28 protein-coding genes are annotated in these 23707 nt (G+C 64.3%); 15 read left to right on the top strand and 13 right to left on the bottom strand.

Annotated features, from left to right (window positions below; genetic code table 11):
- Positions 1-22 precede the first annotated feature (22 nt).
- The 8 genes from fliE (at position 23) to ACFFWD_RS21665 (ending at position 8074) form a co-directional block, all read left to right on the top strand.
- Positions 23-334: a flagellar hook-basal body complex protein FliE gene (gene fliE / locus ACFFWD_RS21700; RefSeq protein WP_376968524.1), complete on the top strand. Its 312-nt coding sequence runs from the start codon at positions 23-25 to the stop codon at positions 332-334.
- Positions 335-477: 143 nt separating this feature from the next.
- Positions 478-741, top strand: coding sequence for a flagellar biosynthesis protein FliQ (fliQ, locus tag ACFFWD_RS21695; RefSeq protein ID WP_376968523.1), 264 nt, complete (start codon positions 478-480; stop codon positions 739-741).
- 18 nt (positions 742-759) lie between these two features.
- A complete protein-coding gene (fliR, locus tag ACFFWD_RS21690; RefSeq protein WP_376968522.1) occupies positions 760-1530 on the top strand; it encodes a flagellar biosynthetic protein FliR in 771 nt (256 codons plus the stop codon).
- A 9-nt stretch (positions 1531-1539) separates the two neighbouring features.
- Positions 1540-2613, top strand: coding sequence for a flagellar biosynthesis protein FlhB (gene flhB, locus ACFFWD_RS21685; RefSeq protein ID WP_376968521.1), 1074 nt, complete (start codon positions 1540-1542; stop codon positions 2611-2613).
- 146 nt (positions 2614-2759) lie between these two features.
- Entirely contained in the window at positions 2760-5330 is a 2571-nt protein-coding gene (cckA, locus tag ACFFWD_RS21680) for a cell cycle histidine kinase CckA (protein WP_376968736.1), read from the top strand.
- Positions 5331-5479: 149 nt separating this feature from the next.
- Positions 5480-6448: a Tim44 domain-containing protein gene (locus ACFFWD_RS21675; protein ID WP_376968520.1), complete on the top strand. Its 969-nt coding sequence runs from the start codon at positions 5480-5482 to the stop codon at positions 6446-6448.
- 149 nt (positions 6449-6597) lie between these two features.
- Positions 6598-7275 (top strand): lectin, encoded by a 678-nt coding sequence (locus ACFFWD_RS21670; RefSeq protein WP_376968519.1) that lies wholly within the window; start codon positions 6598-6600, stop codon positions 7273-7275.
- 91 nt (positions 7276-7366) lie between these two features.
- Positions 7367-8074, top strand: a complete 708-nt coding sequence (locus ACFFWD_RS21665) for a glutathione S-transferase (protein WP_376968518.1) — start codon at positions 7367-7369, stop codon at positions 8072-8074.
- 150 nt (positions 8075-8224) lie between these two features.
- Here ACFFWD_RS21665 and ACFFWD_RS21660 read toward each other — a convergent pair whose 3' ends face one another.
- The 4 genes from ACFFWD_RS21660 to ACFFWD_RS21645 all read right to left on the bottom strand — a co-directional run bounded on the left by ACFFWD_RS21660 (position 8225) and on the right by ACFFWD_RS21645 (position 11110).
- The gene (locus ACFFWD_RS21660) at positions 8225-8878 is read right to left on the bottom strand and encodes an acid phosphatase (protein WP_376968735.1); all 654 of its coding nucleotides are present in this window, start codon (positions 8876-8878) and stop codon (positions 8225-8227) included.
- Between the two features lie 253 nt (positions 8879-9131).
- Entirely contained in the window at positions 9132-9821 is a 690-nt protein-coding gene (locus ACFFWD_RS21655; protein ID WP_376968517.1) for an MgtC/SapB family protein, read from the bottom strand.
- Positions 9822-10067: 246 nt separating this feature from the next.
- Positions 10068-10427 carry a GFA family protein gene (locus ACFFWD_RS21650; RefSeq protein WP_376968516.1) on the bottom strand — a complete coding sequence of 120 codons (360 nt, stop codon included), beginning with the start codon at positions 10425-10427 and terminating at the stop codon, positions 10068-10070.
- An 8-nt stretch (positions 10428-10435) separates the two neighbouring features.
- Positions 10436-11110, bottom strand: coding sequence for a methyltransferase family protein (locus ACFFWD_RS21645; RefSeq protein WP_376968515.1), 675 nt, complete (start codon positions 11108-11110; stop codon positions 10436-10438).
- Positions 11111-11252: 142 nt separating this feature from the next.
- On the opposite strand from ACFFWD_RS21645, the gene ACFFWD_RS21640 reads away from it, so the two are divergent.
- Entirely contained in the window at positions 11253-11579 is a 327-nt protein-coding gene (locus ACFFWD_RS21640; protein ID WP_376968734.1) for an ArsR/SmtB family transcription factor, read from the top strand.
- The gene (locus tag ACFFWD_RS21635; protein WP_376968514.1) at positions 11579-12019 is read left to right on the top strand and encodes an SRPBCC family protein; all 441 of its coding nucleotides are present in this window, start codon (positions 11579-11581) and stop codon (positions 12017-12019) included. The genes ACFFWD_RS21640 and ACFFWD_RS21635 overlap by 1 nt, the downstream gene beginning before the upstream one ends.
- Here the strand turns inward: ACFFWD_RS21635 and ACFFWD_RS21630 are convergent, their stop codons facing one another.
- Complete coding sequence (locus tag ACFFWD_RS21630) at positions 12020-12511, bottom strand: hypothetical protein (RefSeq protein ID WP_376968513.1); 492 nt, start codon at positions 12509-12511, stop codon at positions 12020-12022.
- 133 nt (positions 12512-12644) lie between these two features.
- Positions 12645-12965 (bottom strand): Kazal-type serine protease inhibitor family protein, encoded by a 321-nt coding sequence (locus ACFFWD_RS21625; protein WP_376968512.1) that lies wholly within the window; start codon positions 12963-12965, stop codon positions 12645-12647.
- Between the two features lie 230 nt (positions 12966-13195).
- On the opposite strand from ACFFWD_RS21625, the gene ACFFWD_RS21620 reads away from it, so the two are divergent.
- The 3 genes from ACFFWD_RS21620 to ACFFWD_RS21610 are packed head-to-tail and all read left to right on the top strand — an operon-like array spanning position 13196 to position 16014.
- Entirely contained in the window at positions 13196-14851 is a 1656-nt protein-coding gene (locus ACFFWD_RS21620) for a fumarate hydratase (RefSeq protein WP_376968511.1), read from the top strand.
- Positions 14848-15522 carry a DUF429 domain-containing protein gene (locus ACFFWD_RS21615; protein ID WP_376968510.1) on the top strand — a complete coding sequence of 225 codons (675 nt, stop codon included), beginning with the start codon at positions 14848-14850 and terminating at the stop codon, positions 15520-15522. Before ACFFWD_RS21620 ends, ACFFWD_RS21615 begins: the two co-directional genes overlap by 4 nt.
- Positions 15523-15570: 48 nt before the next feature.
- Positions 15571-16014: a MaoC family dehydratase gene (locus ACFFWD_RS21610; RefSeq protein WP_376968509.1), complete on the top strand. Its 444-nt coding sequence runs from the start codon at positions 15571-15573 to the stop codon at positions 16012-16014.
- On the opposite strand, the gene ACFFWD_RS21605 is transcribed toward ACFFWD_RS21610, so the two are convergent.
- From ACFFWD_RS21605 to ACFFWD_RS21585, 5 genes are all read right to left on the bottom strand, one after another.
- Positions 15969-16169, bottom strand: coding sequence for a hypothetical protein (locus ACFFWD_RS21605; RefSeq protein ID WP_376968508.1), 201 nt, complete (start codon positions 16167-16169; stop codon positions 15969-15971). The genes ACFFWD_RS21610 and ACFFWD_RS21605 overlap by 46 nt on opposite strands.
- 19 nt (positions 16170-16188) lie before the next feature.
- Positions 16189-16485 (bottom strand): hypothetical protein, encoded by a 297-nt coding sequence (locus tag ACFFWD_RS21600; protein ID WP_376968507.1) that lies wholly within the window; start codon positions 16483-16485, stop codon positions 16189-16191.
- A 77-nt stretch (positions 16486-16562) separates the two neighbouring features.
- Positions 16563-17117, bottom strand: coding sequence for an inner membrane-spanning protein YciB (locus ACFFWD_RS21595; RefSeq protein ID WP_376968506.1), 555 nt, complete (start codon positions 17115-17117; stop codon positions 16563-16565).
- Between the two features lie 32 nt (positions 17118-17149).
- Complete coding sequence (locus ACFFWD_RS21590) at positions 17150-17683, bottom strand: hypothetical protein (protein WP_376968505.1); 534 nt, start codon at positions 17681-17683, stop codon at positions 17150-17152.
- 500 nt (positions 17684-18183) lie between these two features.
- Entirely contained in the window at positions 18184-19587 is a 1404-nt protein-coding gene (locus ACFFWD_RS21585; RefSeq protein ID WP_376968504.1) for a carotenoid oxygenase family protein, read from the bottom strand.
- Between the two features lie 113 nt (positions 19588-19700).
- Between ACFFWD_RS21585 and ACFFWD_RS21580 the strand changes: the two genes are divergently transcribed.
- Complete coding sequence (locus ACFFWD_RS21580; protein ID WP_376968503.1) at positions 19701-20432, top strand: TetR/AcrR family transcriptional regulator; 732 nt, start codon at positions 19701-19703, stop codon at positions 20430-20432.
- Here ACFFWD_RS21580 and ACFFWD_RS21575 read toward each other — a convergent pair whose 3' ends face one another.
- Positions 20433-21032 carry a hypothetical protein gene (locus ACFFWD_RS21575; protein ID WP_376968502.1) on the bottom strand — a complete coding sequence of 200 codons (600 nt, stop codon included), beginning with the start codon at positions 21030-21032 and terminating at the stop codon, positions 20433-20435.
- 163 nt (positions 21033-21195) lie between these two features.
- On the opposite strand from ACFFWD_RS21575, the gene ACFFWD_RS21570 reads away from it, so the two are divergent.
- Positions 21196-21861: an SET domain-containing protein gene (locus tag ACFFWD_RS21570; protein WP_376968501.1), complete on the top strand. Its 666-nt coding sequence runs from the start codon at positions 21196-21198 to the stop codon at positions 21859-21861.
- Positions 21862-22037: 176 nt separating this feature from the next.
- Here the strand turns inward: ACFFWD_RS21570 and ACFFWD_RS21565 are convergent, their stop codons facing one another.
- Positions 22038-23588 (bottom strand): winged helix-turn-helix domain-containing tetratricopeptide repeat protein, encoded by a 1551-nt coding sequence (locus tag ACFFWD_RS21565; RefSeq protein WP_376968733.1) that lies wholly within the window; start codon positions 23586-23588, stop codon positions 22038-22040.
- Positions 23589-23707 lie beyond the last annotated feature (119 nt).

Raw genomic sequence — 23707 nt, 5'->3', positions numbered from 1 at the left:
AACAAGACAGGGATCGTAGACCATGGCCTCACCGACAGTCGCCGCCAACGCCTATGCCAGCCTCGCCAGGATGATGGAGCGGGGCGGCGCCGAGAAGGCGAGCCAGGCGGTCGCCGGCCCGTCGTTCAGCGCGCTGCTGAAGGATGCCGTCGGCAGCGTGATGGAGACCGGCAAGAAGTCCGACGCGCAGACCATGGTGATGGCCTCGGGCAAAGCGAATGTGATGGATGTGGTGACGGCAGTCGCCGAAACCGACGTCGCGGTGTCGACGCTGGTCTCGGTCCGCGACCGCGTGATCCAGGCCTACGAAGACATCATGAAGATGCCGATTTAACGTCCCTTGGGAGTCATCCCGGGGCGATGCGCAGCATCGAACCACAGATGTGCAATTTCACATCGGGGGATCTCGAGGTTCCGGGTTCGATGCTTTGCATCGCCCCGGAACGACAGTGGAAGTTGCAAGAGCGAGAACGACAAATGACCGGCCCTGAAACCCTCGACGTGGCGCGCGACGCGATCTGGACCATCGTGGTGGTGTCGTCGCCCTTGATGGTGGTCGGCCTCGTGGTCGGCGTCGTGGTGTCGCTGTTCCAGGCGCTGACGCAGATCCAGGAGCAGACGCTGATCTTCGTGCCGAAGATTCTCGCGATCTTCGTCACGCTGCTATTGGCGCTGCCGTTCATGGCGGATTCGCTCTACGCCCACATGATGCGGATTTCGTCGCGAATCATCGGTGGTTGATGCTCTAATGGCGCGGTCATGCGCATCGACGTCTCCCTGCTGCCGGCGCTCGCCGCCGTCTTCGTGCTGGTCTTCGCGCGCGTGGGCGCGATGGTGATGCTGTTGCCCGGTTTCGGCGAGAGCAACATCCCGGCGCGGGTGAAGCTCTCGATCGCGCTGCTCCTGACGCTGATCATCCTGCCGCTGCATCGCAACGCCTACCATGTCGACATGACATCGCTGACCTCGCTCGGCGTGCTGATGGTGCATGAGATCATCATCGGCATCGTGCTCGGCGCCACCGCGCGCGTGACGCTGTCGGCGCTCTCGGTCGCGGGCTCGGTGATCGCCCAGCAACTCGGGCTCGGCTTCGTCACCGCGATCGATCCGACCCAGGGCCAGCAGGGCCAGATCATCGGCAACTTCCTCACCATCCTCGGCATGACGCTGCTGTTTGCGACCGACAGCCACTATCTGGTGATCGGCGCCTTGAGCGAGAGCTACCGCATCTTCTCGCCGGGCGAGGTGATGCCGACCGGCGATGTCGCCGCGCTTGCGACACGTGCATTCGCCGCCGCCTTCAAGATCGGCCTGCAACTGTCGGCGCCGTTCCTGGTGTTCGGCCTGGTGTTCAATATCGGGCTCGGCGTGCTGGCGCGGCTGATGCCGCAGATGCAGGTTTACTTCGTCGGCGTCCCGCTCTCGATCATGGCCGGTTTTGTGATCTTCGCCGTCGTGCTCGCCGCGATGATGGGCACTTACCTCGACTATTTCCTCGGCGTCATGCGCCAGCTTGCTCCGCTGAACTAGGGAGCAGCGATGGCCGAGGATACTGACGACAAAACACAAGACCCTACGCAAAAACGTCTCGATGACGCGCATGCGAAGGGCGACGTCGCCAAGAGCCAGGAGGTCAACACCTGGTTCGTGATCGCCGGCTCCACGCTGGTGCTGTCGACCTTCTCGAGCTCGATCGGCGGCGGAATCCTGATGCCGCTGCGCAATCTGGTCGCCAACTCATGGATGATCCGCACCGACGGCGCCGGCCTGCTCGCGCTGACCCAGTCGCTCGGCTATGCCGTGATCGTCGCGATCGGCGTGCCGTTCCTGATGCTGGCGCTGGCGGCGATCGCCGGCAACATGGTGCAGCACCGTTTGGTGTGGTCTGGCGAGTCGCTGAAGCCGAAGTTCAACAAGGTGTCGCCCGGCGCCGGCTTCAAGCGGATCTTCGGCAAGCAGGCGGCGGCGAATTTCCTGAAGGGCCTGTTCAAGCTGATCGCGCTCGGCGCCGTCATGGTCGCGGTGCTGTGGCCGGAGCGGCTGCGCCTGGAGGCCTTCCTGCACCTCGACCCCGCCGAACTGCTGCCCGCGACCACCAGCCTGACGCTGCATCTGATGGGCGCCGTGGTGGCGATGCTCGCGGCGGTCGCGATCGGCGACTACTTCTTCCAGTACCGGCAATGGTACGAGCGGCAGAAGATGTCGCTGCAGGAGATGAAGGAGGAGTTCAAGCAGTCGGAGGGCGACCCGCACATCAAGGGCAGGATCAAGCAGTTGCGGGTCCAGCGCGCGAAGAAACGCATGATGGCCCAGGTTCCCAAAGCCTCGGTGATCATCACCAACCCGACCCACTTCTCGGTGGCGCTGGCCTACGACCGCAGCATGGCTGCGCCGGTCTGCGTGGCCAAGGGCGTCGACAATATCGCCTTCAAGATCAGGGAGATCGCAAAGGAGCACGACATTCCGATCGTGGAAAACGTGCCCCTGGCCCGCGCGCTCTATGCCACCGTCGAGGTCGACCGGGAGATCCCGGTCGAGCACTATCACGCGGTTGCCGAAATCATCGGCTACGTGATGCGGCTGAAGCGGGGCTTGAGCGGGCTGAGGCCGTGAGAAACCGGGCAGATATCCGCCTGAAATGCGCGTAACCTGCGAAATAGCGCCCTGATGGACTTGCGTTTTCGGGTCCGATTCAGGCACTCAGGGGCGGGCGGCCCGACCGGACGCGCCCGCGATGCCGACGAGCCATGTCCCTCCAGATGACCGCCGAAACCAACGATCCTTCCGCGACCGAGCCGTTCGTGGCCCACGGCCCGGTGCGACGGGGCGGCAGCATCGTGCTGGTGCTCCTGATCGCGGCCGGCATCGTCGCGGTGGCGGTCTGGCTGATGACCATCGGCCGGACCCAGGCGCAGCCCTATATCCTCGGCGTGCTGGCGCTGCTTGCCACGATCGGGCTGTTCAACCTGTTCGCCTTCGCCGCCGGCATTATCCGCTTTTCCGATCGCTCCATCGACGATCCCGTGATGGGGCGCATCGCCGACCACGCCTATGACGGGCTCGCGGTCACCGATCCGCGCGGTCACGTGGTCTATTCCAACGCCGCCTATCTCACGCTGACCGGCGCGGCCGGTCCGCAGGACGTCCGGCCCGTTGAACGCGTTTTCATCGGCAACCCCGATGTTTCCGAGGCGGTGTTCCGCCTCCTGAAGGCGGCACGCGAGGGTAAGCGGCAGCAGGAGGAGGTCCGCGTCGCCGGCCATGACGGCGGGCAGGGTCGCTGGCTGCGGCTCCGGGTGCGCCCGCTCGGCCAGGCCAAGCGCGACGCGAAATACGCGGTGTGGTCGATCGCCGACATCACCCGCGACCGCGAGCGCCAGGAGGACGTGTTCCAGGAGTTGCGGCACGCGATCGAATATCTCGACCACGCGCCATGCGGCTTCTTCTCGGTCAATCCGGCCGGCGAGATCGCCTATGTCAACGCGACGCTGGCGAACTGGCTCGATTACGACCTCGCCGAGATCGGGTCGGGCGGGTTGAAGCTGACCGATATCGTGTCAGGCGACGGCGCGGCGCTCCTGACCTCGATCGTGCCGGTGCCGGGCGAAGTGAAGACCGAGGTCTTCGACATCGACCTGCGCATGCGCGGCGGCAAGACGGTGCCGGTGCGGCTCTATCACAAGCTCGCCTTCGGCGCCGACGGCACCGCCGGCGCCTCGCGCACGCTCGTGATCAGCCGCGCGCGCGACGAGCATTCCGATCCCGAAAGGGCCGCCGAAGTGCGCTTCATGCGCTTCTTCGACCACACGCCGATGGCGATCGCGACGGTGGACCGGGGCGGCAACGTGGTCGGCGCCAATGCGCGCTACGCCAAGCTCGCGCAAAGCCTGAACGGCGAGGGCAGCGCGGCCCAGTCGATCTTCCGCGCCGTCAATCCGCGCGACCGCGGCCTTCTGATCGCGGCGATCAACCAGGCCGCCGAAGGGCAGGGCGACATCCCGCCGGTCGAGGTGATGCTCGACGGGCCGAAGGAGCGCTTCGCCCAGTTCTTCGTCACAACAGTGGAAAAAGACGAGCGCGACGCCGAGACCGCGATCGTCTACATGCTCGAGACCACCGAGCGGCGCACGCTGGAAAACCAGATCAACCAGTCGCAGAAGATGGAGATGGTCGGCCAGCTCGCCGGCGGCATCGCGCACGACTTCAACAACGTGCTGTCGGCCATCATGATGGCGAACGACTTCCTGCTGAACGCGCACAAGCCGACCGACCCGTCGTTCCAGGACATCATGCAGATCAAGCAGAACGCGACCCGCGCGGCGACGCTGGTGCGGCAGCTGCTCGCGTTCTCGCGCCGCCAGACGCTGCGGCCGCAGGTGCTCGACCTCGGCGACGCGCTTTCCGATCTCACCATGCTGCTGCGCCGGCTGATCGGCGAGAAGGTCAAGCTCGACCTTGTGCACGGCCGCGACCTCTGGCCCGTGAAGGTCGACGTCTCCCAGTTCGAGCAGGTGGTCGTCAACCTCGCGGTGAACGCGCGCGACGCGATGCCGGACGGCGGCAAGCTGATCATCCGCACCGCGAACGTGTCGACGGAAGAGGCCGCGCAGCTCGCCAACAAGGGCATGCCGGCGGCGGACTACGTCAAGATCGAGATTTCGGACACCGGCACCGGCATTCCGCACGAGATCATCGACAAGATCTTCGAGCCGTTCTTCTCGACCAAGGAGGTCGGCAAGGGTACCGGTCTCGGCCTGTCGACGGTCTATGGCATCGTCAAGCAGACCGGCGGCTTCGTCTATGTCGACTCTAAGCCGGGCGAGGGCACCACGTTCCGCATCTTCCTGCCGCGGCATCGGGTCGAGCAGGAGGTCACAGCATCAGACACTCAGGCGACCAACGGCGCGGCGAAGGACGCGCCTGCCGCCGAGGCGCCGAAGCCGAAACCGGACCTCACCGGGCAGGGCACCATCCTGCTGGTGGAGGACGAAGACGGCCTGCGCTCGCTGAATGCGCGCGGCCTGCGCTCGCGCGGCTACAGCGTGATCGAGGCGGCCAACGGCGTCGAGGCGATGGAGGCGTTCGACGAGAACAACGGCGCCGTCGATCTCGTGGTCTCCGACGTCGTGATGCCGGAGATGGACGGTCCGACGCTGCTCAAGGAAATGCGCAGCCGCAATCCGGACCTGAAGATCATCTTCGTCTCGGGCTATGCCGAAGACGCCTTCGAGAAGAGCTTGCCCGAGAACCAGCAATTCGCGTTCCTGCCGAAGCCCTTCACGCTGACCCAGCTGGTCGCGGCGGTGAAGGAAACCATGACGGCGCAATAGGTCGCGTGTTCCCCTCCACAAGGACCATATCGTGACGTCTCCGCGACCGAGGGCCGCAGCCACGGTTCCCTTTTACCGCTTCCCTTTTGTGCAACCCTGCCCATCTTAGGGGCGCTTCCCCATGCCGGGGACTTCTCGAGGAAACCAAGATGAATTTCTCGCAACGCACGCGTGGAATTGTTCGGGCAATCGCCGTGGCGATGGCGCTGGCACTGCCCGTGGTCATGACCATTTCGGCGGCGGACGCCCGGGTCGGCGGTGGCTCAGGCTCGGGGTCGCGCGGCTCGCGCACCTTCTCCGCGCCACCTTCGACCAGCACGGCGCCGGGAACCGTCGCGCCGATGAACCGTACCTTCAGCCAGCCTGGCAGCCCCAACATGGGCGCGCCGGCCGCGACCTCCGGCGGCCTGTTCGGCCGCGGCGGAACCGGCCGCGGCCTGCTCGGCGGCCTCGCCGCCGGCTTCCTCGGCGCCGGCCTGCTTGGCATGCTGTTTGGCGGCGGCATGTTCTCCGGCCTCGGCGGCCTGTCGTCGATCCTCGGCCTCCTGCTGCAGATCGGCCTGATCGTGCTGGTGGTGCGGCTTGCGATGTCGTGGTGGCAGCGCCGCGGCACGCCGGCGGCGGCCTATGCCAGTGGCCCGACCACCGGCCCCGGCGGTCCGCAGCCGAACTACCGCTCAGGCTTCGGCTTTGGCCTTGGTTCGTCCAACGCGCCGGTCGAGATCGCGCCTGCCGACTATGAGGCGTTCGAGCGCCTGCTCGGCGAGATCCAGACCGCCTGGTCGAACGAGGACATTGCCAAGCTGCATACGCTCGCGACGCCGGAAATGGTGTCGTACTTCTCGAAGGACCTCGAGCAGAACAAGGCGCGCAACGACGTCAACAAGGTCTCGAACGTGAAGCTGCTGCAGGGCGACCTCGCCGAAGCCTGGCGCGAAGGCGAAAGCGAATATGCCACCGTGGCGATGCGCTTCTCGCTGGTCGACAAGACGCTGGAACGCACCACCGGCCGCTTGGTTGCCGGCAGCGAGCAGCCGGTCGAGGTCACCGAGGTCTGGACCTTCGTGCGCCAGCGCGGCGGCAACTGGGAACTCTCCGCGATCCAGCAGACCAACTGATCGATTTCCGATAATGACAATGCAAGGCGCCGCGGCTCACATCCGCGGCGCCTTTGTTTGTACGCTTCGTGAGCCTGTCGCAGCATCGGAATATCCAGCGCTGCTGCGGGTTGATGTCAGCGACCCACAACAACCATCGGGAGGATGAAATGAACGTCGTTGCTCGGATTGCCGTTCCCGCCTGTCTTGCGCTCGCCGTTTGTGCCGCGCCGCCGGCGCGGGCCCAGACCGCCGACACCAGCTTCTTCCTGACCAGCAACGGCGTCGGCAATGGCGGCAATCTCGGCGGGCTCGCCGGCGCCGACAATCACTGCCAGACGCTGGCGCAGGCCGCGGGCTTCGGGGCGCCGAAGACGTGGCACGCCTATCTTTCCACGCAGGCCGCCGACGGCCAGCCCGCGGTGAATGCGCGTGACCGCATAGGCAAGGGGCCGTGGAAGAATGTCAAAGGCGTCGTGGTCGCCAAGGACGTCGCCGACCTCCACAGTGCCGGCAACAACCTGACCAAGGAGACCGCGCTCTCCGAGAAAGGCGAAGTCATCAATGGCGCCGGTGACAAGCCGAACCGCCATGACGTGCTGACAGGATCGCAGCCGGACGGCACCGCGTTTCCTGCCGGTGAGGACCGCACTTGCAAGAACTGGACAAGCTCGACGCAAGGCGCCGCCATGGTCGGGCATTTCGACCGCAAGGGCTTGCGCGACGACGAGCCGTCAAAATCCTGGAACACGTCGCATCCCTCCCGCGGCCCCGACGGCGGCTGCTCGCAGGCCGACCTGAAGAGCACCGGTGGCGACGGCCTGTTGTACTGCTTCGCGGCGAACTGATCCTCCATTGGTGCGTTGACGCCTGCGAGATCGCCCCGCAAATTGCGGGGCGATCTCTGCCGTCCAAGCCGCACAAGCCCAAGGATCGTTCATGCATTATCAGCTTTACTATTGGCCCTCTATCCAGGGCCGCGGCGAATATGTCCGGCTCGCGCTCGAGGATGCGGGCGCCGCCTACACCGACGTCGCGCGCGGCAAGGGCGGCACCGGCGCGATGATGAAGTTGATGGACGCGCAGAAGGGCACGCCGCCGTTTGCGCCGCCGTTCCTGAAGGCCGGCAAGCTCGTGATCGGGCAGACCGCCAACATCCTGCTCTATCTCGGCGCGCGCCACGGACTTGCGCCGAAGGCGGAAGCGGGCAGGCTGTGGGTGCACCAGCTGCAACTTACCATCGCGGACTTCGTGCTGGAGATCCACGACACCCATCATCCGCTCGGTCCCTCGCTCTATTACGAAGAGCAGAAGGCGCCGGCGAAGCGGCGCACGGCGGAGTTCTGGAAATCGCGCGTGCCGAACTACCTCGGCTATTTCGAGGATCTGGTGAAGGCCAATGGCGGCGCCTTCGTCACCGGCCGTCGCGCGACCTATGTCGATCTCTCGCTGTTCCAGATCGTGGAGGGGCTGCGCTACGCCTTCCCGAAGCGCATGCAGGTCTTCGAGAAGAAGGTGCCGCGTCTCGTCGCGCTGCACGATCGCGTCGCGGAGCGACCGAACATCAGAGCCTATCTGGCGAGCCCGCGGCGGATCCCGTTCAACGAGGAGGGGATTTTCCGGCGCTACAAGGCGCTGGATATTTGAATTGTCTCGTCGGCTCTCTCGGTCGTCATGGTCGGGAAGGTTTTGACCGAGACCGACACCCGCTGAGTGTGGAGATTTGAAGCTCGCCTCGCGGCTTTCTTCGAGGCCGGTGCGCAACCGGCCTCCTTGGGAAGCAGCAACTTGACCCATTCACTTGGTGGTCGCCTGCTTCTCCAGCGTGCAATCCGGGCCGGATTTGTTGGCGGCGCGCGCGGCTTCGACTTCTTGCTGCGCCGCGCGGAATTCTGCGATGAACTCGGGATAGGAGTGAAGCTGGGCAACCGCCGCCGAGGCGACCACACGGCCCGCATTCACGTCGCTTTGCCAATGGACGCCGCATTGCACGCGACTCTGTCCGAAATCATATCCACGCTGGATGATGGCGTCGGCCTTGTCCGGGATCATCTCCGCCAGGATCAACGCCCAGCCCCAACCAAACGCGGAATGTCCCGACGGATAAGAACCATCCTTGCGGAGGAAATCGGCCTCCTCGGGCGAGCAGATGGTATTGTCATTCGCCGCCACGAAAGGCCGCGTTCGATTGTAATGAATCTTGGCTTTGTAGGTGGAGAGGCCGGTATCGATCAGGGTGCGGCGCAGCAGTGTGTACAAGTGCGGCGTTGCCTCCGGCGAAATCGTGACGCCGATCGTACAGGCAAATGCGTCGACGACATGCGGCGACTTGTAGTCGGCGTCGCGTGCGGCAAGCTTCCAGCGTGCCGATTCGCGTAACGGAATCGCCGCCTTGCGCGCTTCATCATCAACGGCCTGCGCTGGGGATCCAGGCGCTGGCGGCGGCGGCACCAACGCGAGGCTGTCGATCAGTTTGTCACGCGGGATGAAGCCGGCGATAGCCGCGGGCTTGGGCTGGAACTGACCCTCGGAAGCGGGCTTGCCGGCCGGCGCCTGCTGCGCGTTGGCCGGCGATCCGCAGCCAATGACTGCGCCAAAGCCCAGAACGAACGCAGCGCCAACCAAGCGGTTTGATATCCCGCCATTCAACCTTCTCATGTACTTTCCGCCCTTCAATTGTATGGAAAACTTGTCTGCTGATGACCTATTCGAGCGGCGCGAGGCCGAACTCGACGAAACGGGTGTCATTGGTCAAGGTTTCAATCAGCCGGTGACTGGAGGTCTCGTCAGCAGTGCTCAGGATCGCGTCGTGGTCGAGGAAGCGGCCTTCGCCGGCGCCGTAGGCGCTGACCGTAGAGGCCGCAAACCCGTGCGCTTTGACTATTGCGAGAATTGCCGGTTCGTGCAGCGCGCCGTCTCGGCATTGGCGCAGATGCAACCTAAGTTCGATTCGCCGATGCAGCCGCTCTTCCCATTGGCGCAGCAGGGTCAGCGTCGTCAGGGTCAAGAGCGTTGTGACCATTGCCGGGAAGTAGAAGCCGATGCCGATCAGGACACCGATCGACGCGGTCGTCCAGATCGAAGCGGCCGTCGTCACGCCGCGCACTGAGAAACCTTCCTTGATAATGCCGCCTGCGCCGAGGAAGCCAATGCCGCTCATCACGCCCTGAATGATGCGGCCAGCCGACGCGTCGAAGGCCTGGGCCACCGGTATCCCGTCCTTCCAATCGAAAATGCTGATCAGCATGAGTTGGCAGGTGGCGAGGCAGACCAACGCATGTTCGCGAAAGCCGGCCTGCCGGCCTCGGCGGCTGCGCTCCAACCCGATCATCCCACCCGCACAGAGCGCTCCCAGAAGACTTAGCCCAATCTTCAGGTAGGCATCTTCGATCAACTGTTCCTCCCGGCGATGGATGTTGTCTTGCGGTTCGTGCTGTATGGCTCATGACAGATTTGTGACGGTTTACCAACGTGGCAGCGTTTCGAAAGGTGCGATTGAACTTCAAGCGGGTTAGTTTAGGACAACCGGGAGTGCGAAGAAGCTTCAGCCGCCGGCACGCCGCTCGCCGTCACCACGAAATTGCGGCGCCGTCCTTCAGACGGCTAGGCCCGGGCATGACGAAGTGATGGGAGGACGGGTCTACCGGCTCCGCCCATCCAACGGCGTCATCGCGATCTTCGACAGCTCGATGCCGTCGATGCAGCTCACATTGAGCGCCACCATGTCGGTGCCGTCAGGCTTCTTGCCGCGGGCGAACACCTCGACGCCGCAATCAATGCAGAACTGGTGGCGGATCGCGTGCTGATTGAAGAGATATTCCTTGAGATTCTCCGCGCCGGCGCGGAGCTGAAAGCTCGCCGGCGGCAGGAAGGCGAAGTGCAGCCCCTTCTTGGTGCAGATCGAACAGTTGCAGGCGGTCACAACAGCCATGTCGGTGGTGCATTCGAAGCGCACCTGGCCGCAATGGCAGCCGCCGGTATAGACCTTGCTGTCAGCCATATCGTTTCTCACCAGAGCCCGGGAACGAGACGATAGCGCACCCGCGCGGCGTAGTCAGCATAGCCGGGCAACCCCGCCGTCAGCGTGCGTTCCTCGATGCGGGTGCGGATGGCGAACAACAGGAAGAACAGCGGCAGGAAGGCTAATCCCCACCAGGAGCCGAGCAGCAGCGGCACGCCGGCGAAGAACAGCATGACGCTCGCATACATCGGATGGCGGACCAGCGCGTAGGGGCCGGTCGAGATCACGTGATGATCGCGCTCGGCCTGCACCTTCACGACCGGGGCCGCGAACGAGTTCTCGCGAAACACCCACATGATCAGCGCGGTCGAGACCAGGTACATCGCGATGCCGAGCACGATCAGCGGCACGCCGGCATCGGCGCCGCCGAACCGGCGGTCGAGCCCCATCGCGACGAACCAGAGGAAGGCGATGACCACGAACGCCAGCATGAAGCGCTTGTCCTCCGCGGGCTGCTCCTCGCGCGCGGTCAGCCGCATCCGTTCGGCGAGCAGTCCCGGATCGACCTTGGCAAGCCACAGGCCGCAGGCCGGGCCGATCACGGCCGAGGTGACGAAGAAGGTCCACGCGCCGGGCCAGTTGAGCGTGCCGGCGGCGCCGAACAGAAGCGCGGCCATGGCGAGGGTGAAGAGCGAGTTCTGCAAGAGGAGCTTGCCGATCATGAGCGGCTCCAACCGATTCCAAGGGCGGGGATGATCGCGCGCGCTTTCCGGCAAACTTGCGACGGCAGTCATCAACTTTCGGAGCATCGAAGCGGGCATTCCGGCGTTGACAATCATATAAGCAGTGACTTATATGTTGGTCATGACCCCGGCCATGCAGCTCACCAGCGTGATGAAGACCCTCGCCGATCCGACGCGGCGGGCGATGTTCGAGCGCATTGCGCGGGAAGGGGAGATCGCGGCGACCGGGCTGGTGCGGGGATCGAAGGTCTCGCAACCGGCGGTGTCGCAGCATCTGCGCGCGCTGCGCGATGCCGGCCTCGTCAGCGAGCGCCGCGACGGCCGCCATATCCACTATCGCGTGGTGCCGAAGGGGCTCAGTCCGCTGATCGACTGGCTCGGCCACTACCAGACGTTCTGGCAGGAGCGGTTCGAGAACCTGGAAAGACTGTTGAAGGAGAGTGAGTGATGAGTGTGACGCGTGCGATCACGGTCGAGAAGGTGCTGCCTTATGCGGCCGACAAGATCTGGCGGACGTTGACGACGAGCGAAGCGATCGCGAAATGGCTGATGCCGAACGATTTCGTCGCGGCCACGGGGCGGAAATTCAACTTCCGCACCACGCCGATGGGCGATTGGGACGGCGTCGTGCATTGCGAGGTGCTGGACTGCGATCCGCCAAAACTGTTGCGCTATTCCTGGAAGGGCGGCGCCGACACCAATCCCGACTATGGCTCGAAGCTCGACACCACCGTGACCTGGACGCTGACGCCGGTCGAGGGCGGCACGCATCTGCGCATGGTGCACGACGGCTTCGTCTTCCCCGGCAACCAGTTCGCCTTCGACGTGATGAGCCCAGGTTGGGGCAAGGTGCTCGACGGCATCGCGCGGGTCACCGCAGAAGGCTGATCACTCGTTCTTGCCGCGCCGGACCGTGATCGACGCTTCGGTCTTGGTGCGCGTGCACTCCATGTTGAGCCGCTTGTAGCGCATGCTGACCTTGTCGCCCCGCAACAGCCCCATGCGCTTCAGGCAGCGCGACGTGCCGGTCATGGTGTCGTCCTTCGGCAACGTGAAGATCAGCGCCGTGGCCGAACCGACGAGGTTGAAGAACTCCGGCTTCATCCTGCGGTCGGTCTTGGCATAGAGCTCGGTCGAATAGTCCTTGCCGCGGCAGCCGAGCGACAGCTCCTTGGCCGCCGGATGGGTGAGATAGGTGATGTTGGCGGCGCTGAAATTGACCTTCAGCCCGTCGATCTGGCCCGCGAGCTGCCTGGCGATGTCCTCGCAGGGATCGGCATAAGCGGGCGCTGCCGCGAAGGCTGCGAGCAGCGCCAGCACTGCCGCCGACAAGCTGGAGCAAAAGCTGAACGGCAAGCGTCGGCGCAATCGTCGTGTCATGAATACCCCCCGCGGCATCAAATGCGCGAAGGTTCATGCAGGCTCCCGCGGACCGCGTCAATACGTGCCGCGACCACGTGACGTGGTCACGGAAGGCCGGCCGCCGCGCCAAATCGGCCGCGCAGTCAAGCGCCTAATAAGCGGCTTTGCACTTGCCGTCATGCGCCTTGGAGACGCCGGCCGCCTGGCGCTCGCAATCATTGCCATAGGTCTTGCCGTCGCAGCCGCAGACGGGGCGGAAGATCTTGTTGCAGATCTTCGGCATGCGCGTGCAGGTGCCCGTCATGTCGAAGCGGCCGCACGTTCCGGGCTTGAACTGGCAGAACAGGCCGGCGTCGCACTGGATCGGGATAATGCCGCCGCACTGCTGGCCAATGCCGACCGCGTTGGCGCCAGACGGGACCGAGATCAGCAACGCCAGCGCCGCGAACGAGACGAAAAGCCCTCTCTTCATGATTGCCTCCCTTGGTTGGCCTTGGAGCGATAGGCTCATCGATATCACAACTACAGATTACATATCTGTGGGAAATCCCACATGGATTGCTGAGGCGTGCATGGCAGGGCGGTGCCGGCTTCCCTTCCTTTTGTCCCAAAAATGCTTAGAACGGCTCTACATCACCGGCCGGCCCTTCAGCGGCCCGTTCCGGCCTTTCGAACCCGACGAGCAGCCCAAACGAGCAGCCCATGAACGCCCCCACCGCCTTTCCCGACCAGCAGAAGCCGGTTCCGCCCTACAAGCACACCCCCCTGTTCCCGCTTGGCGCGGATACCACCCCCTACAAGAAGGTGACGAGCGAGGGCGTGCGGGTCGAGAAGGTGCTCGGCAAGGACATGCTCGTGGTGTCGCGCGAGGCGTTGCGGGCGCTGTCGGAAGCGGCCTTCGGCGAGATCAACCACTATCTGCGGCCGGGCCACCTGAAGCAGCTCCGCTCGATCCTCGAGGACAAGGAGGCCAGCGACAACGACAAGTTCGTCGCCTTCGACTTCCTGAAGAACGCAAATATCGCAGCCGGCGGCGTGCTGCCGATGTGCCAGGACACCGGCACTGCGATCATCATGGGCAAGAAGGGCTGCAACGTGATCACCGATGGCGACGACGAGGCCGCGCTGTCGGAAGGCGCGCGCGACGCCTATCTGCGCCGCAATTTGCGCTATTCGCAGGTGGCGCCGCTGTCGATGTATGAGGAGAAGAACACCGCCAACAACATGCCGGCGCAGTGCGAGATCTACGCCGAGGGTGACGACGCCTACAAGTTCATGTTCATGGCCAAGGGCGGCGGCTCGGCCAACAAGAGCTTCCTGTTCCAGGCCACACCGTCGGTGCTGACCAAGGACCGTCTGCTCGCCTTCCTGAAGGAGAAGGTGCTGACGCTCGGCACCGCGGCGTGCCCGCCCTACCATCTTGCGATCGTGATCGGCGGCACTTCGGCCGAGCTCTGCATGAAGACGGTGAAGCTTGCCTCGGCGCGCTATCTCGACGCGCTGCCGACCCACGGCTCGGCCGACGGCAACGCGTTCCGCGACCTCGAGATGGAGCAGGAAATCCTCAAGATGACGCAAAGCCTGGGCGTCGGCGCGCAGTTCGGCGGCAAATATTTCTGCCACGACGTGCGCGTGATCCGCATGCCGCGTCACGGCGCCTCGCTGCCGATCGGCTTGGGTGTCTCATGCTCGGCGGATCGCCAGGTGCTCGGCAAGATTACAAAGGATGGTGTCTATCTCGAGGAGCTCGAGCATAATCCGGCGCAGTATCTGCCGGCGGTGGAGCAGTCGCTCGGCGGCGAGGTGGTCAAGATCGACCTCAACAAGCCGATGAAGGAGATTCTGGCGACGCTGTCGCAATATCCGATCAAGACCCGTGTCTCGATGACCGGCACCATGATCGTCGCGCGCGACTCCGCGCACGCCAAGCTGCGCGAGCGGCTGGAGAAGGGCGAGCCGCTGCCGGATTACTTCAAGAATCATCCGGTGTATTACGCTGGTCCCGCCAAGACGCCCGACGGCTATGCCTCCGGCGCGTTCGGCCCGACCACGGCGGGACGCATGGATTCCTTCGTCGACCAGTTCCAGGCCGCCGGCGGCTCGATGGTGATGGTCGCCAAGGGCAACCGCGCGGTCGCGGTGCGCGAGGCCTGCAAGAAGCACGGCGGCTTCTATCTCGGCTCGATCGGCGGCGCGGCGGCGAACCTCGCCGAGCACTGCATCAAGAAGGTCGAAGTGGTCGAGTATCCCGAGCTCGGCATGGAAGCGATCTGGCGCATCGAGGTCGTCGACTTCCCGGCCTTCATCATCATCGATGACAAGGGCAACGACTTCTTTAGGGAATTGAACCTGGGTTGAGGGCGCTCGGCCTCGACGGATTTTCCAAAGGGTGGGTCGCCGTCGTCATCGACGGCGACCGGCAAGACATCTCATTCCATCGCGAAATCGCAGACGCGCTGTCACGTCCGTTCGACAGGGCGGGGATCGATATTCCGATCGGGATGACTGACGATGGCGAACGCGTGTGTGATCGTCTCGCACGCGAACGCCTGCGTCCGCACACCTCGCGCGTCTTCACCGGCGCGCGGCGCTGGTTGTGGGAGGAGTTTCGCGATCCCGGCCAAGCGAACGAGGCAGCACGGCGTCGCGGCGAGAGCCGCGTCTCACGCCAGCTCTGGCATCTCGGCAAGAAGATCATGGAGGTCGACGCGTTCGTCCGCGCGAACGGCGCGCACGACATCCGCGAGGTGCATCCCGAACTGGTGTTCCTGCGGATGAATGACGGCACCCCGCTGCCGCGCAAGAAATCGGAGGAGGGCGATGCTCTCCGCCGCAAACTACTCAAACGCGCGGGCTTTCGCGAGATCGATCGCTGGCTCACGAAGCTGCGCATCGGCACCGGCGCCAAGCGCGACGATGTGCTCGACGCCTGTGCTGTTGCAATTGCTGCACGCAGCCCCGCCGGAAGCGTTCCGGAGGGGCCGCCGCCGTTTGACGAGCACCGTCTGCCAATGCAAATCTGGTTCTGACCCCCGCTCCTTGGGCCATGCGCGAGCGCAACTGGAGGTGTGAACACCATGGTTGAGTGGTTCGATGACCTGAAGATCGGCATGCGCTTCGCGAGCGGGAAGGCGACGGTGTCGAAAGAAGACATTATCCGCTTCGCCGCCGAATACGATCCGCAACCGTTTCATCTTGACGAGGAGGCCGCCAAGTCGTCCGTCTTCAAGGGGCTCGCTGCGTCCGGTTGGCAGACGGCGGCGATCGCCATGCGGCTTGCGACGGAGTGTCGGCCGTTCGGGCCACATCCGTTGCTCGGCGCCGGCGTCGACGATCTGCGCTGGCTGAAACCGGTGCGGCCCGGCGATACGCTTCATCTCGAAGGGGAGGTGATGGAGCTGATACCATCGCGGTCGAAGCCGCAGGGTGTCGCCCGCGTCAAATGGACTGCCTTCAACCAGCATGGCGAGCCGGTCTACACCTTCAATCCGATCGCCATCGTGCCGAGCCGTCCGAACTGACGCGCGCCGGGTGAAGAGGCGGTGGAGGCGGTCGGCAGAGCCGGCACCAGCGCAACCGCGCTCGCGCGCCACGCCGCTTCGGCCTCGCTCGCCGGCTCCGCCATCGCCGCCGTGGCGAGCAATGCCATGACGGCGATGGACGTGAGGATGCGCATTGCGTTCGCGTGGGGCGCGTTACGCCCGCGTGCCGGTGAAGGGGAAGCTGCCCATCGGGCCGATGCCCATTTCGCCGGAGATGCTGTCGCCGGCCACCTTGCCCGAGAAGTCGAGCGTCAGCGGCATCGGGTTGGTGATGGAAACCTTCCAGGCCACGGCGTCGCCGTTCACGGTGCCGTCGAAGATCTCGGTCGAATTGCCTTCGGCGCCCTGCGTGCCGCTGAGCGTGCCGCCCGCGCTCGTCAGCGACAGCGTCGCCTTGCGCTCGCCCATCGGCGTCGTCATGGTGAGATTCCAGTTTCCGTCCACCGCCATAAATGTCCTCCCAAGGTAAAGCGTGCGCGGCGGTATAACCCATCTTGCCGCCTGCGCCTAGTTTGCGGCTGCGGCGATCAGGCGCGGGCGGCCGCGCGCAGGCGGCTTCCGATCAGCAGGCGGAAGGCGACGTACTGGATCGCGAAGGCGGCGATCTTGGCGCCGACCAGCACCACCGAGACGTAGAAGGCCCACAGCTTCATGTCGCCGGTCGAGGCGACCGCGATGGTGCCGGCGGCGAGCACGAACATCAGCGCCGCCCACGCATAGCCGGCGAAGGTCGCATATTCCGGGATCGTCTCGGTCACGATCGGCGGCAGGTAGCGCAACAGCCAGCCGCGCTTGAGCATGATCATGCCGATCGCGATGTGACCGATCGCGGGTTTCGCCAACACGAAGCGCGGATCATTGGTCAACAGCGTCGCACCGCCCAGCACGATGACAAGCGCCAGGCTCGCCCAGGTCATGTAGCCGAGCGACTGCCCCTTGACGCGCGCGTAGACCACCTGGGCTATCGCGCCCGCGATTGCGACGCCGGTGGCGAGCAATACGTTGTCGGTCGCAAGATAGATCACCAGGAAGACGATGGTGGAGAGGAAATCGGAGGCGAGCCGGCGAAAGACGTCCTTCATCGTGGCGTTTCCTGTGCCTTTTGCAGGGGTGTTTAGTGCGACGGCAGTGCGTTGGCCGGCGGCGTGCCGTACTTGGCCTTGCGATACTGCGGATACCATTTGGTGAAATAGACCGCGCTGTTGCGGGCGGCGAAGGCAACCAGCAGGCCCGACCACAGCGGCAGGCTCGGCACATAGAGCAGCGCGATGTTGCCGATCATCATCAACAGCGCGGCCGCGGTCCACGCCCAGGTGATCAGATAGTTGACGCGCTCGAAGCTGGGCAGACGCGCAGTATCGGCGTCGACCACTTCCATCGCGTATTGGCGCGCGAAGGGGTGGCGGAACACGATCGACAGCAGCGACACCAGGAAGATGCCGGCATCGACCGAGAATCTCACGGCCGTGCTGCTCAGCGTCGCGTCGACGAAGCTGAGGTAGCCGCCGATCAGGGTGAACACGATCACCGAGCCGACGCCGAGGATCTTGATGGTGCGGCCGCGCGCGATATCGAGTGCGATCACGGCGAGGCAGATCAGCGCGGCGCAGAACAGGCTCACGGTGGCCGAGGTCACCAGCATCAGCATGGCGAAGGCGCCGTAGGGGCGAGGATCAGGAAGATCGTCATCGGAAGCCTCTTAAGGGCCAATCTTTACACCGTAAAGATACCCTAGGGGTGCGGCGATGCATCGTCAAGCGAAATCTTGACAGTGTCAAAATCGTGAAGAGATTGAAGAAATATAAGAGATTTCATGGAGTTGGAAGCAGGCTGGTCGCGCGCGACCCGTGTGGCTTCGGCGCTGACATCTCCGAGTCGTCATGGCCGGGCAAAAGCGCGAAGCGCGTCTTCGCGCTAGATGTCCCGGCCATCCACGTCTTTTCACGCGAAGGCCAGGACGTGGATGCCCGGCAGCCGGCTACGCCAAGGCTTCGCCGTGCTCTGTTGTCAGCCTCGCCGAAGCTTCAGCGAAGGCGGGCACAAGGCCGGTCATGAAGAGTTTGTGGAGCGACTGACCACACCGGGCCACACCGAACGTGCCGCGCGAGCCGCACATGCGATGGGCCCGGAATGACGGGGAGGCGGATGTTACTCCGCGCCCACCCAATTGCCGTGGAATCCATCCGGCACGCGGTGGCCGAGATGGACCAGCGCGGTAGGGCCGGCCTCGACATCGGTCGCGTTGAAGACGGCGAGGTCGCTGCGGTTCTCGCGTGCACGCCAGACCACCGCGAGCAGCCAGCCGTCGCCCTCGGCAGCATCCGCGCCGCGTTCGACGAACACGGGTTCGGAGATCGTGTCGCCGGCGGGCAGCAGATAATGGCCGAGCCGCTTGCCACGGCCGTCGACATGCACGATGCCCGACAGCGCGCCGAACATCGGCAGATCAGGATTGGCGCAGGCGTACCAGCCGTGATTGCTGGTCACGCCGGCGCGGCGATCGTCGACGCGGGGGAATTCGCCGGTGAGGTCGTCGAGATAAACCTGCGAGAAGCGATCGGTGTTGCCGGCAAGGTCGAAGGTCCAGCGGCAATAGCGCGCGCGGTTCTTCTTCGGATCGGTCGGCGAGCCGTCGGGATGGTTGAACAGCGGCGCTTCCTCGAACTGCATCACGTCGGCGATGATGCGATTTCCCTCTTCCCAGGCATTCATGACGTGGAAGACGTAGCAGCTCTCGGCACGGAACCAAGTGATGTCCTTCGACGAGCCGCTGCGCTTCATCACGCCGACATAGGCGCCTTTGTCCGGCTCCCAGGCGTAGGGCGCCTGTCCGCGCATCGCGCGCTCCATGCTGCCGGTGATCGGCAGGATCGGGAACAGCACATGGTTTTCGGTGACGATGAAGTCGTGCACCATGCTGGCATAGGGCGCCTCGAACCGCTCGAACCGCGTCACCACGCCCGATGAATTGACCGCGCCGTAGGACAGCGCCGGCGTCAATGGCCCGGCCGCGTTGTAGCCGAAGAAGACGAGCTCGCCGGTTGCGGGATCGATCTTCGGATGCGCGGTGAACGGGCCGGAGATCGTGCCCTTGTAGTCGCAATAGCCAAGACGGTTGAGCGTGCCGGGCTCGATCTCGGTCGGCAGATGGCCTTCCTCGAGCGCGAGCAGGCGGCCGGCATGGAAGATGATGTTGGTGTTGGCGACGCCGCCATCCGCAGGCGTCGACGCCGGCGCGTCCGGCAGCTTGCGGCCGAAGCCGCCGTACAGCGCGCGGCCGGCGTCGTGCTCGGCCTGCCATTTCGGGGTGCGGACCCAGCGGTTGCGGTAGCTGGCGCGGCCGTTCTCGAGGTGGAAGGCGTGCAGCATGCCGTCGCCGACGAACCAGTGCGCGCCCGGCGCATCGAATTGCGGGTTGGGGCCGTTGCGGTAGAGCGTGCCGTTGAGCTCGCCCGGCAACTCTCCTGTGATCTTCAGGAACGGTGCGTCGGCTTCAAAGGGGATCGGCGCCAGATTGGTTCTGGCGGCGTTGGTCGTCACCTGGTCGAGCATGTCGCGCTTCCTCTGTTCTGATCTTTACATCGGAAAGATAAAGCTAGAAGGGGCGATAGGTAGCGTCAAGCAAAATCTTTACACTGTAAAAATTGCGTCATATAAGGTGACGCATGGCTAGATTGTCCAAGGAAAACAAGGCGGGCCGCGCTCAACCGGTGCGGACCCGCCGCATCCCGCGGCCCGCGGCCGTTCGTCCCGCATCACGGCGCGGCCGGGCAGGCGACGCGCCCTATCATCACGGCGACCTGCATGAGGCGCTGCTGAAAGCCGCCGAGCAGGTGCTCGAGCGCGATGGCCTTGCCGGGCTGACGCTGCGCGCGGTGGCGCGCGAGGCCGGCGTGTCGCACGCAGCACCAACGCATCATTTCGGCGATCTCACCGGGCTCGTCAGCGAGCTCGCCGCGATCGGCTTCCGCCAGTTCAACGACGCGATGATCGCGGCCGGCGCGACCGGCTCGACACCGCTGGAGAAGGGGCTCGCGCGCGCCAAGGCCTACATCGCCTATGCGCAGGCGCATCCCGGCATGTACGGGCTGATGTTCCGCACCGAGCGGCTCGATATGTCGAGGCCCTCGCTGCACGAGGCGGCGAACGCCTCCTTCGCCGGGCTCGCCGGCTCGATCGGCGCCACCCGTCACGAGCAGATCCAGGAAAAGGCGCTGTCGCTCGAGCAGGCCGCGGCGATCGTGCGTGCGTGGTCGCTGGTCCACGGCTTCACCATGCTGCTGCTCGACGGACGGCTGACCGACGTGCTGAGCCGAATGCCGCCAGGCAGCAACGCCGACATGCTGTTCGAGGCGATGCTGAAGGGCGGCGCGATCAGCAAGCCGCCGCCGTCATAGTCACCGCCTGGTCAGTGCGGTGGTCCGGCCGCTTTGGCCGATGGTCTTGACCTCGTCCGTGCCGCACTTGAAGTCGCGGGCGAATTCGTCGGCTGCCTGCCGCGCCAGCTCATTCGCGTTGGGATTCGCCGCGACATCGACATAGGCGACGTGGCACACCGCGCCGGGCGGCAGCCGCGTCACCGCGAGCATTGCCTTGGTCGTGGGACGGCCGTCCTTGTCCTGCTCGCCGTTGTCGGCGATCAGCCAGCGCTGAATGATTGCGAACGGCTGGTCGCCCTTGGCGCGCCATTCGACCGTATGCGCAGCCGAATTGAACGGGCCGAACCAGGCTTGAGCAGCGGGTTCCTTCGCCGCCGCCTGCCGGTTACGGCCGACCGACACCACTTCGCGCAGATCGCCCTCGCTGACCAACACCACGAGCCCCGCCTTGCCCCGGCATACCCGGGTGGTGCCGCCGTCTTCGCCGGGCTTGCCGATCATGCGGCAATCCTTCGGTGCCGACGAGGTATAGCCGCTGCCGATTGTTTGGGCGCCGGCCTGATCAAGATTCATGCTGATCAGGGCCATCGCGGCTGTTGCAAATGTGACGTAATTCATCGGGAAAACCCTGCGATCCGGACCCATTCGTCTGTGACGTGTACAATCTGGGGAAGGTTCACACGACATGCGGGAAATACCTGACAGGCGCGCGGAATCGTCCTAGAAGGGCGGCTTCGCAACTTCCCGTCGTTTGCACCTGCGTGCCGTAGCCTCGATCGTCATGCCCACGATATCACCGAACAAACCCTACCGCGTCGGCCGTTCCCGCACCGGACTTGGCCTCTTCGCCACCAAGCCGATCAAGAAAGGCAGCAAGATCATCCGTTATTTCGGACCGATCCTGGACTGCAAGAAAAAGGAAGAGGACGAGATCGAGAACAAGTATTTGTTCGAGCTCAACAACCGCTGGACCATCGACGGCTCGGTCCGCGAGAACATCGCCCGCTACATCAACCACGCCTGCAAGCCGAACGCGGAATCCGACGTCCGCCCACGCAAGCGCAAGGTGTTCATCCGCGCCATCAAGAACATCGAGCCGGGCGAAGAGATCAACTACGATTACGGCACCGACTATTTCAAAGCCTATCTGAAGCCGATCGGCTGCAAATGCGACGCCTGCGAGAAGAAGCGCAAGAAGAAGCGCGCTGAGGCAAGGGCGGAGCGGCTGCGGCTGAAGGAAAAGGCCGAGCGGAAAGCACAGCGGAAGGCTGAAAAGCTCGCCAAGGAGAAGGCCAAAGAAAAGGTCACTGCAAAGGCGAAGCCAAACGGCGCCAAGGCGAACGGCAGGCTGAATGGCAAGCAACTGAACGGCCATTCCCTCGTCAGGGCTGCCGGCAAGAGGGCTGCCGCCCCGAAGCGCGGCGCCGCGCGGGCACTCCAAGCCTGACACCGCTCTCCGGAACCAGGGCATACTCACAAGCCGGGAAGCCGCGGAGCAGTGTCAAGTTTGGCGTCCCGACATTACTGGCGGGAAAGCCGACATCGCCGGAGGTCGGAGACGGGTCCAATTGCAGACATTGCGTCTCGCGCTCGTTCACCTCGTCTGCACAAGCGAGCGCGGCTCTATTCCGGCAGCCCTGCTTTCCGAAGGCCCTCAATCAAGAGCTTCGAGTTCGATTGCCCGCCCCGATCGATCCACACGGATATTGTAAAGGAGGGATCGAACTCAAGCACACGCGCCGCCGCCTCACGGGCCTCCGCGTCACGTCCGAGATGGGCGAAGGCGGACGCGAGACAGCGGTAAGCCGCCACATAAGAGGGGTTCTGACGCAGGGCTTTCTTCCCTGCGAGAATGGCCGCGTCAAAGCGACGAAGCTCAACAAAGGCCATCCCCATCCCAGCAAACGTCAGGTGTAGCCGCGGGTCGACCGGGCTCAGGCGCAGGGCACGTTCAAAGCTCCGAACCGCTTCCTCCGGCAGCCCCGCAACTCTATAGACCTCGCCTCTGCAGCTCCATGCCCGAATTGCATTTGGGTTGAGCGCGACCGCCCGGTCCGCCATTTCGATCTCGCTTTCACTATCGCCAACCATGAACGCCGAGGTTACGGCAGCGATTGATAATATCTCCGGATCACTATCGTCGATGCTTAAAGCCAACCGAGCAAGCCGAACTGCTTCCTTGCGCTCGAATTGAGGATCGACCGCATAGCCCCAAACGACGTTTTGCATGTGACCGACGCCTGCCCAAGCCGCGACAGGGCCGAACCGAGGGTCCAGCTCCAAAGCGCGGTGCGCCAGCCTTATCGCCTCGGCCAAACCTTCGCGGGTCATTAGGTAGAACTGCTGCATGGCTCGGAGATAAAAGTCATAGGCGGTGAGGTTCTCCGGTCGCCTGCGTGCCGCCATTGCCATTTCTGTTTGCAGCATTTTTGGCTGAATTGCCGAGACAACGGCGGCCGTCACTTCGTCCTGAAGAGCGAAAATGTCGGTCAGGTCGCGCTCGAACCTGTCCGCCCAAAGGTGCGCGCCCGTGGCCGCATCAATCAACTGCCCTGCGATGCGAACTTTTCCCGACGCCTTGCGCACAGACCCCTCGAGGACATAGCGCACGCCAAGCCTGCGTCCGACCTCTTTGATATCGATGGCTTTGCCTTTGAAGGTGAAGCTCGAATTGCGGGCGATGACGAACAACCATTTGAACCGCGACAGCGCCGTGGTGATCTCCTCAACCATTCCGTCCGCGAAGTATTCCTGTTCGGGGTCGCCGCTCAGGTTCTCGAACGGCAGCACGGCGAGGGAGGGCTTGTCGGGAACCGCAAGAACGCTCTCGGGCGCATCGCCGGGATTGGGGCTCGTAGCGTCGCGCGCCTCCCGCACCTGTCCGACGAAACGGAAACCCTTGCGCGGCAACGTCTTGATCAGGCGCTGCTCCTCCCCGGAATCGCCGATTGCGCTTCGGGCCACATTCAGCCGGGTCGTCAGTGCTGCATCCGAAACGCTGCGCCCATTCCAAACGGCATTGATGAGGTCGTCTTTACTGACGACGCGTTCCCGGTTGCGGATCAGGTAGTCAAGCAAATCGAACACCTGCGGTGCGACGGAAACGACGTCCGCCCCGCGATGCAGCTCGCGCCGGTCGGCGTCGAACACGTACTCCTCGAAGAGATAGCGCAAGATGCGAATCCCCCTGCGTGAGAGCCCCCGATAACCGGGTAGCGCTTTGGCATCGCTGCACATCGCAAGAATAAGCTGCCGGTGAGGAAAATGTAAGCGGCCGGTCAAGCTTTCAATTA

Origin of the sequence: Bradyrhizobium erythrophlei (assembly GCF_042430365.1) — a bacterium.
GTDB lineage: Bacteria > Pseudomonadota > Alphaproteobacteria > Rhizobiales > Xanthobacteraceae > Bradyrhizobium > Bradyrhizobium erythrophlei.
The sequence above is the reverse complement of the archived record's forward strand: the minus strand, read 5'-3'. Positions and strand labels throughout refer to the sequence as shown.

Bases quoted from the DNA above. Each gene is read 5' to 3' on its own strand.
- fliE (WP_376968524.1), top strand. From the start codon at position 23: ATGGCCTCACCGACAGTCGCCGCCAACGCCTATGCCAGCCTCGCCAGG.
- fliQ (WP_376968523.1), top strand. From the start codon at position 478: ATGACCGGCCCTGAAACCCTCGACGTGGCGCGCGACGCGATCTGGACC.
- fliR (WP_376968522.1), top strand. From the start codon at position 760: ATGCGCATCGACGTCTCCCTGCTGCCGGCGCTCGCCGCCGTCTTCGTG.
- flhB (WP_376968521.1), top strand. From the start codon at position 1,540: ATGGCCGAGGATACTGACGACAAAACACAAGACCCTACGCAAAAACGT.
- cckA (WP_376968736.1), top strand. From the start codon at position 2,760: ATGACCGCCGAAACCAACGATCCTTCCGCGACCGAGCCGTTCGTGGCC.
- ACFFWD_RS21675 (WP_376968520.1), top strand. From the start codon at position 5,480: ATGAATTTCTCGCAACGCACGCGTGGAATTGTTCGGGCAATCGCCGTG.
- ACFFWD_RS21670 (WP_376968519.1), top strand. From the start codon at position 6,598: ATGAACGTCGTTGCTCGGATTGCCGTTCCCGCCTGTCTTGCGCTCGCC.
- ACFFWD_RS21665 (WP_376968518.1), top strand. From the start codon at position 7,367: ATGCATTATCAGCTTTACTATTGGCCCTCTATCCAGGGCCGCGGCGAA.
- ACFFWD_RS21650 (WP_376968516.1), bottom strand. From the start codon at position 10,427: ATGGCTGACAGCAAGGTCTATACCGGCGGCTGCCATTGCGGCCAGGTG.
- ACFFWD_RS21645 (WP_376968515.1), bottom strand. From the start codon at position 11,110: ATGATCGGCAAGCTCCTCTTGCAGAACTCGCTCTTCACCCTCGCCATG.
- ACFFWD_RS21640 (WP_376968734.1), top strand. From the start codon at position 11,253: ATGACCCCGGCCATGCAGCTCACCAGCGTGATGAAGACCCTCGCCGAT.
- ACFFWD_RS21635 (WP_376968514.1), top strand. From the start codon at position 11,579: ATGAGTGTGACGCGTGCGATCACGGTCGAGAAGGTGCTGCCTTATGCG.
- ACFFWD_RS21630 (WP_376968513.1), bottom strand. From the start codon at position 12,511: ATGACACGACGATTGCGCCGACGCTTGCCGTTCAGCTTTTGCTCCAGC.
- ACFFWD_RS21625 (WP_376968512.1), bottom strand. From the start codon at position 12,965: ATGAAGAGAGGGCTTTTCGTCTCGTTCGCGGCGCTGGCGTTGCTGATC.
- ACFFWD_RS21620 (WP_376968511.1), top strand. From the start codon at position 13,196: ATGAACGCCCCCACCGCCTTTCCCGACCAGCAGAAGCCGGTTCCGCCC.
- ACFFWD_RS21610 (WP_376968509.1), top strand. From the start codon at position 15,571: ATGGTTGAGTGGTTCGATGACCTGAAGATCGGCATGCGCTTCGCGAGC.
- ACFFWD_RS21605 (WP_376968508.1), bottom strand. From the start codon at position 16,169: ATGCGCATCCTCACGTCCATCGCCGTCATGGCATTGCTCGCCACGGCG.
- ACFFWD_RS21600 (WP_376968507.1), bottom strand. From the start codon at position 16,485: ATGGCGGTGGACGGAAACTGGAATCTCACCATGACGACGCCGATGGGC.
- ACFFWD_RS21595 (WP_376968506.1), bottom strand. From the start codon at position 17,117: ATGAAGGACGTCTTTCGCCGGCTCGCCTCCGATTTCCTCTCCACCATC.
- ACFFWD_RS21590 (WP_376968505.1), bottom strand. From the start codon at position 17,683: ATGCTGATGCTGGTGACCTCGGCCACCGTGAGCCTGTTCTGCGCCGCG.
- ACFFWD_RS21585 (WP_376968504.1), bottom strand. From the start codon at position 19,587: ATGCTCGACCAGGTGACGACCAACGCCGCCAGAACCAATCTGGCGCCG.
- ACFFWD_RS21580 (WP_376968503.1), top strand. From the start codon at position 19,701: ATGGCTAGATTGTCCAAGGAAAACAAGGCGGGCCGCGCTCAACCGGTG.
- ACFFWD_RS21575 (WP_376968502.1), bottom strand. From the start codon at position 21,032: ATGAATTACGTCACATTTGCAACAGCCGCGATGGCCCTGATCAGCATG.
- ACFFWD_RS21570 (WP_376968501.1), top strand. From the start codon at position 21,196: ATGCCCACGATATCACCGAACAAACCCTACCGCGTCGGCCGTTCCCGC.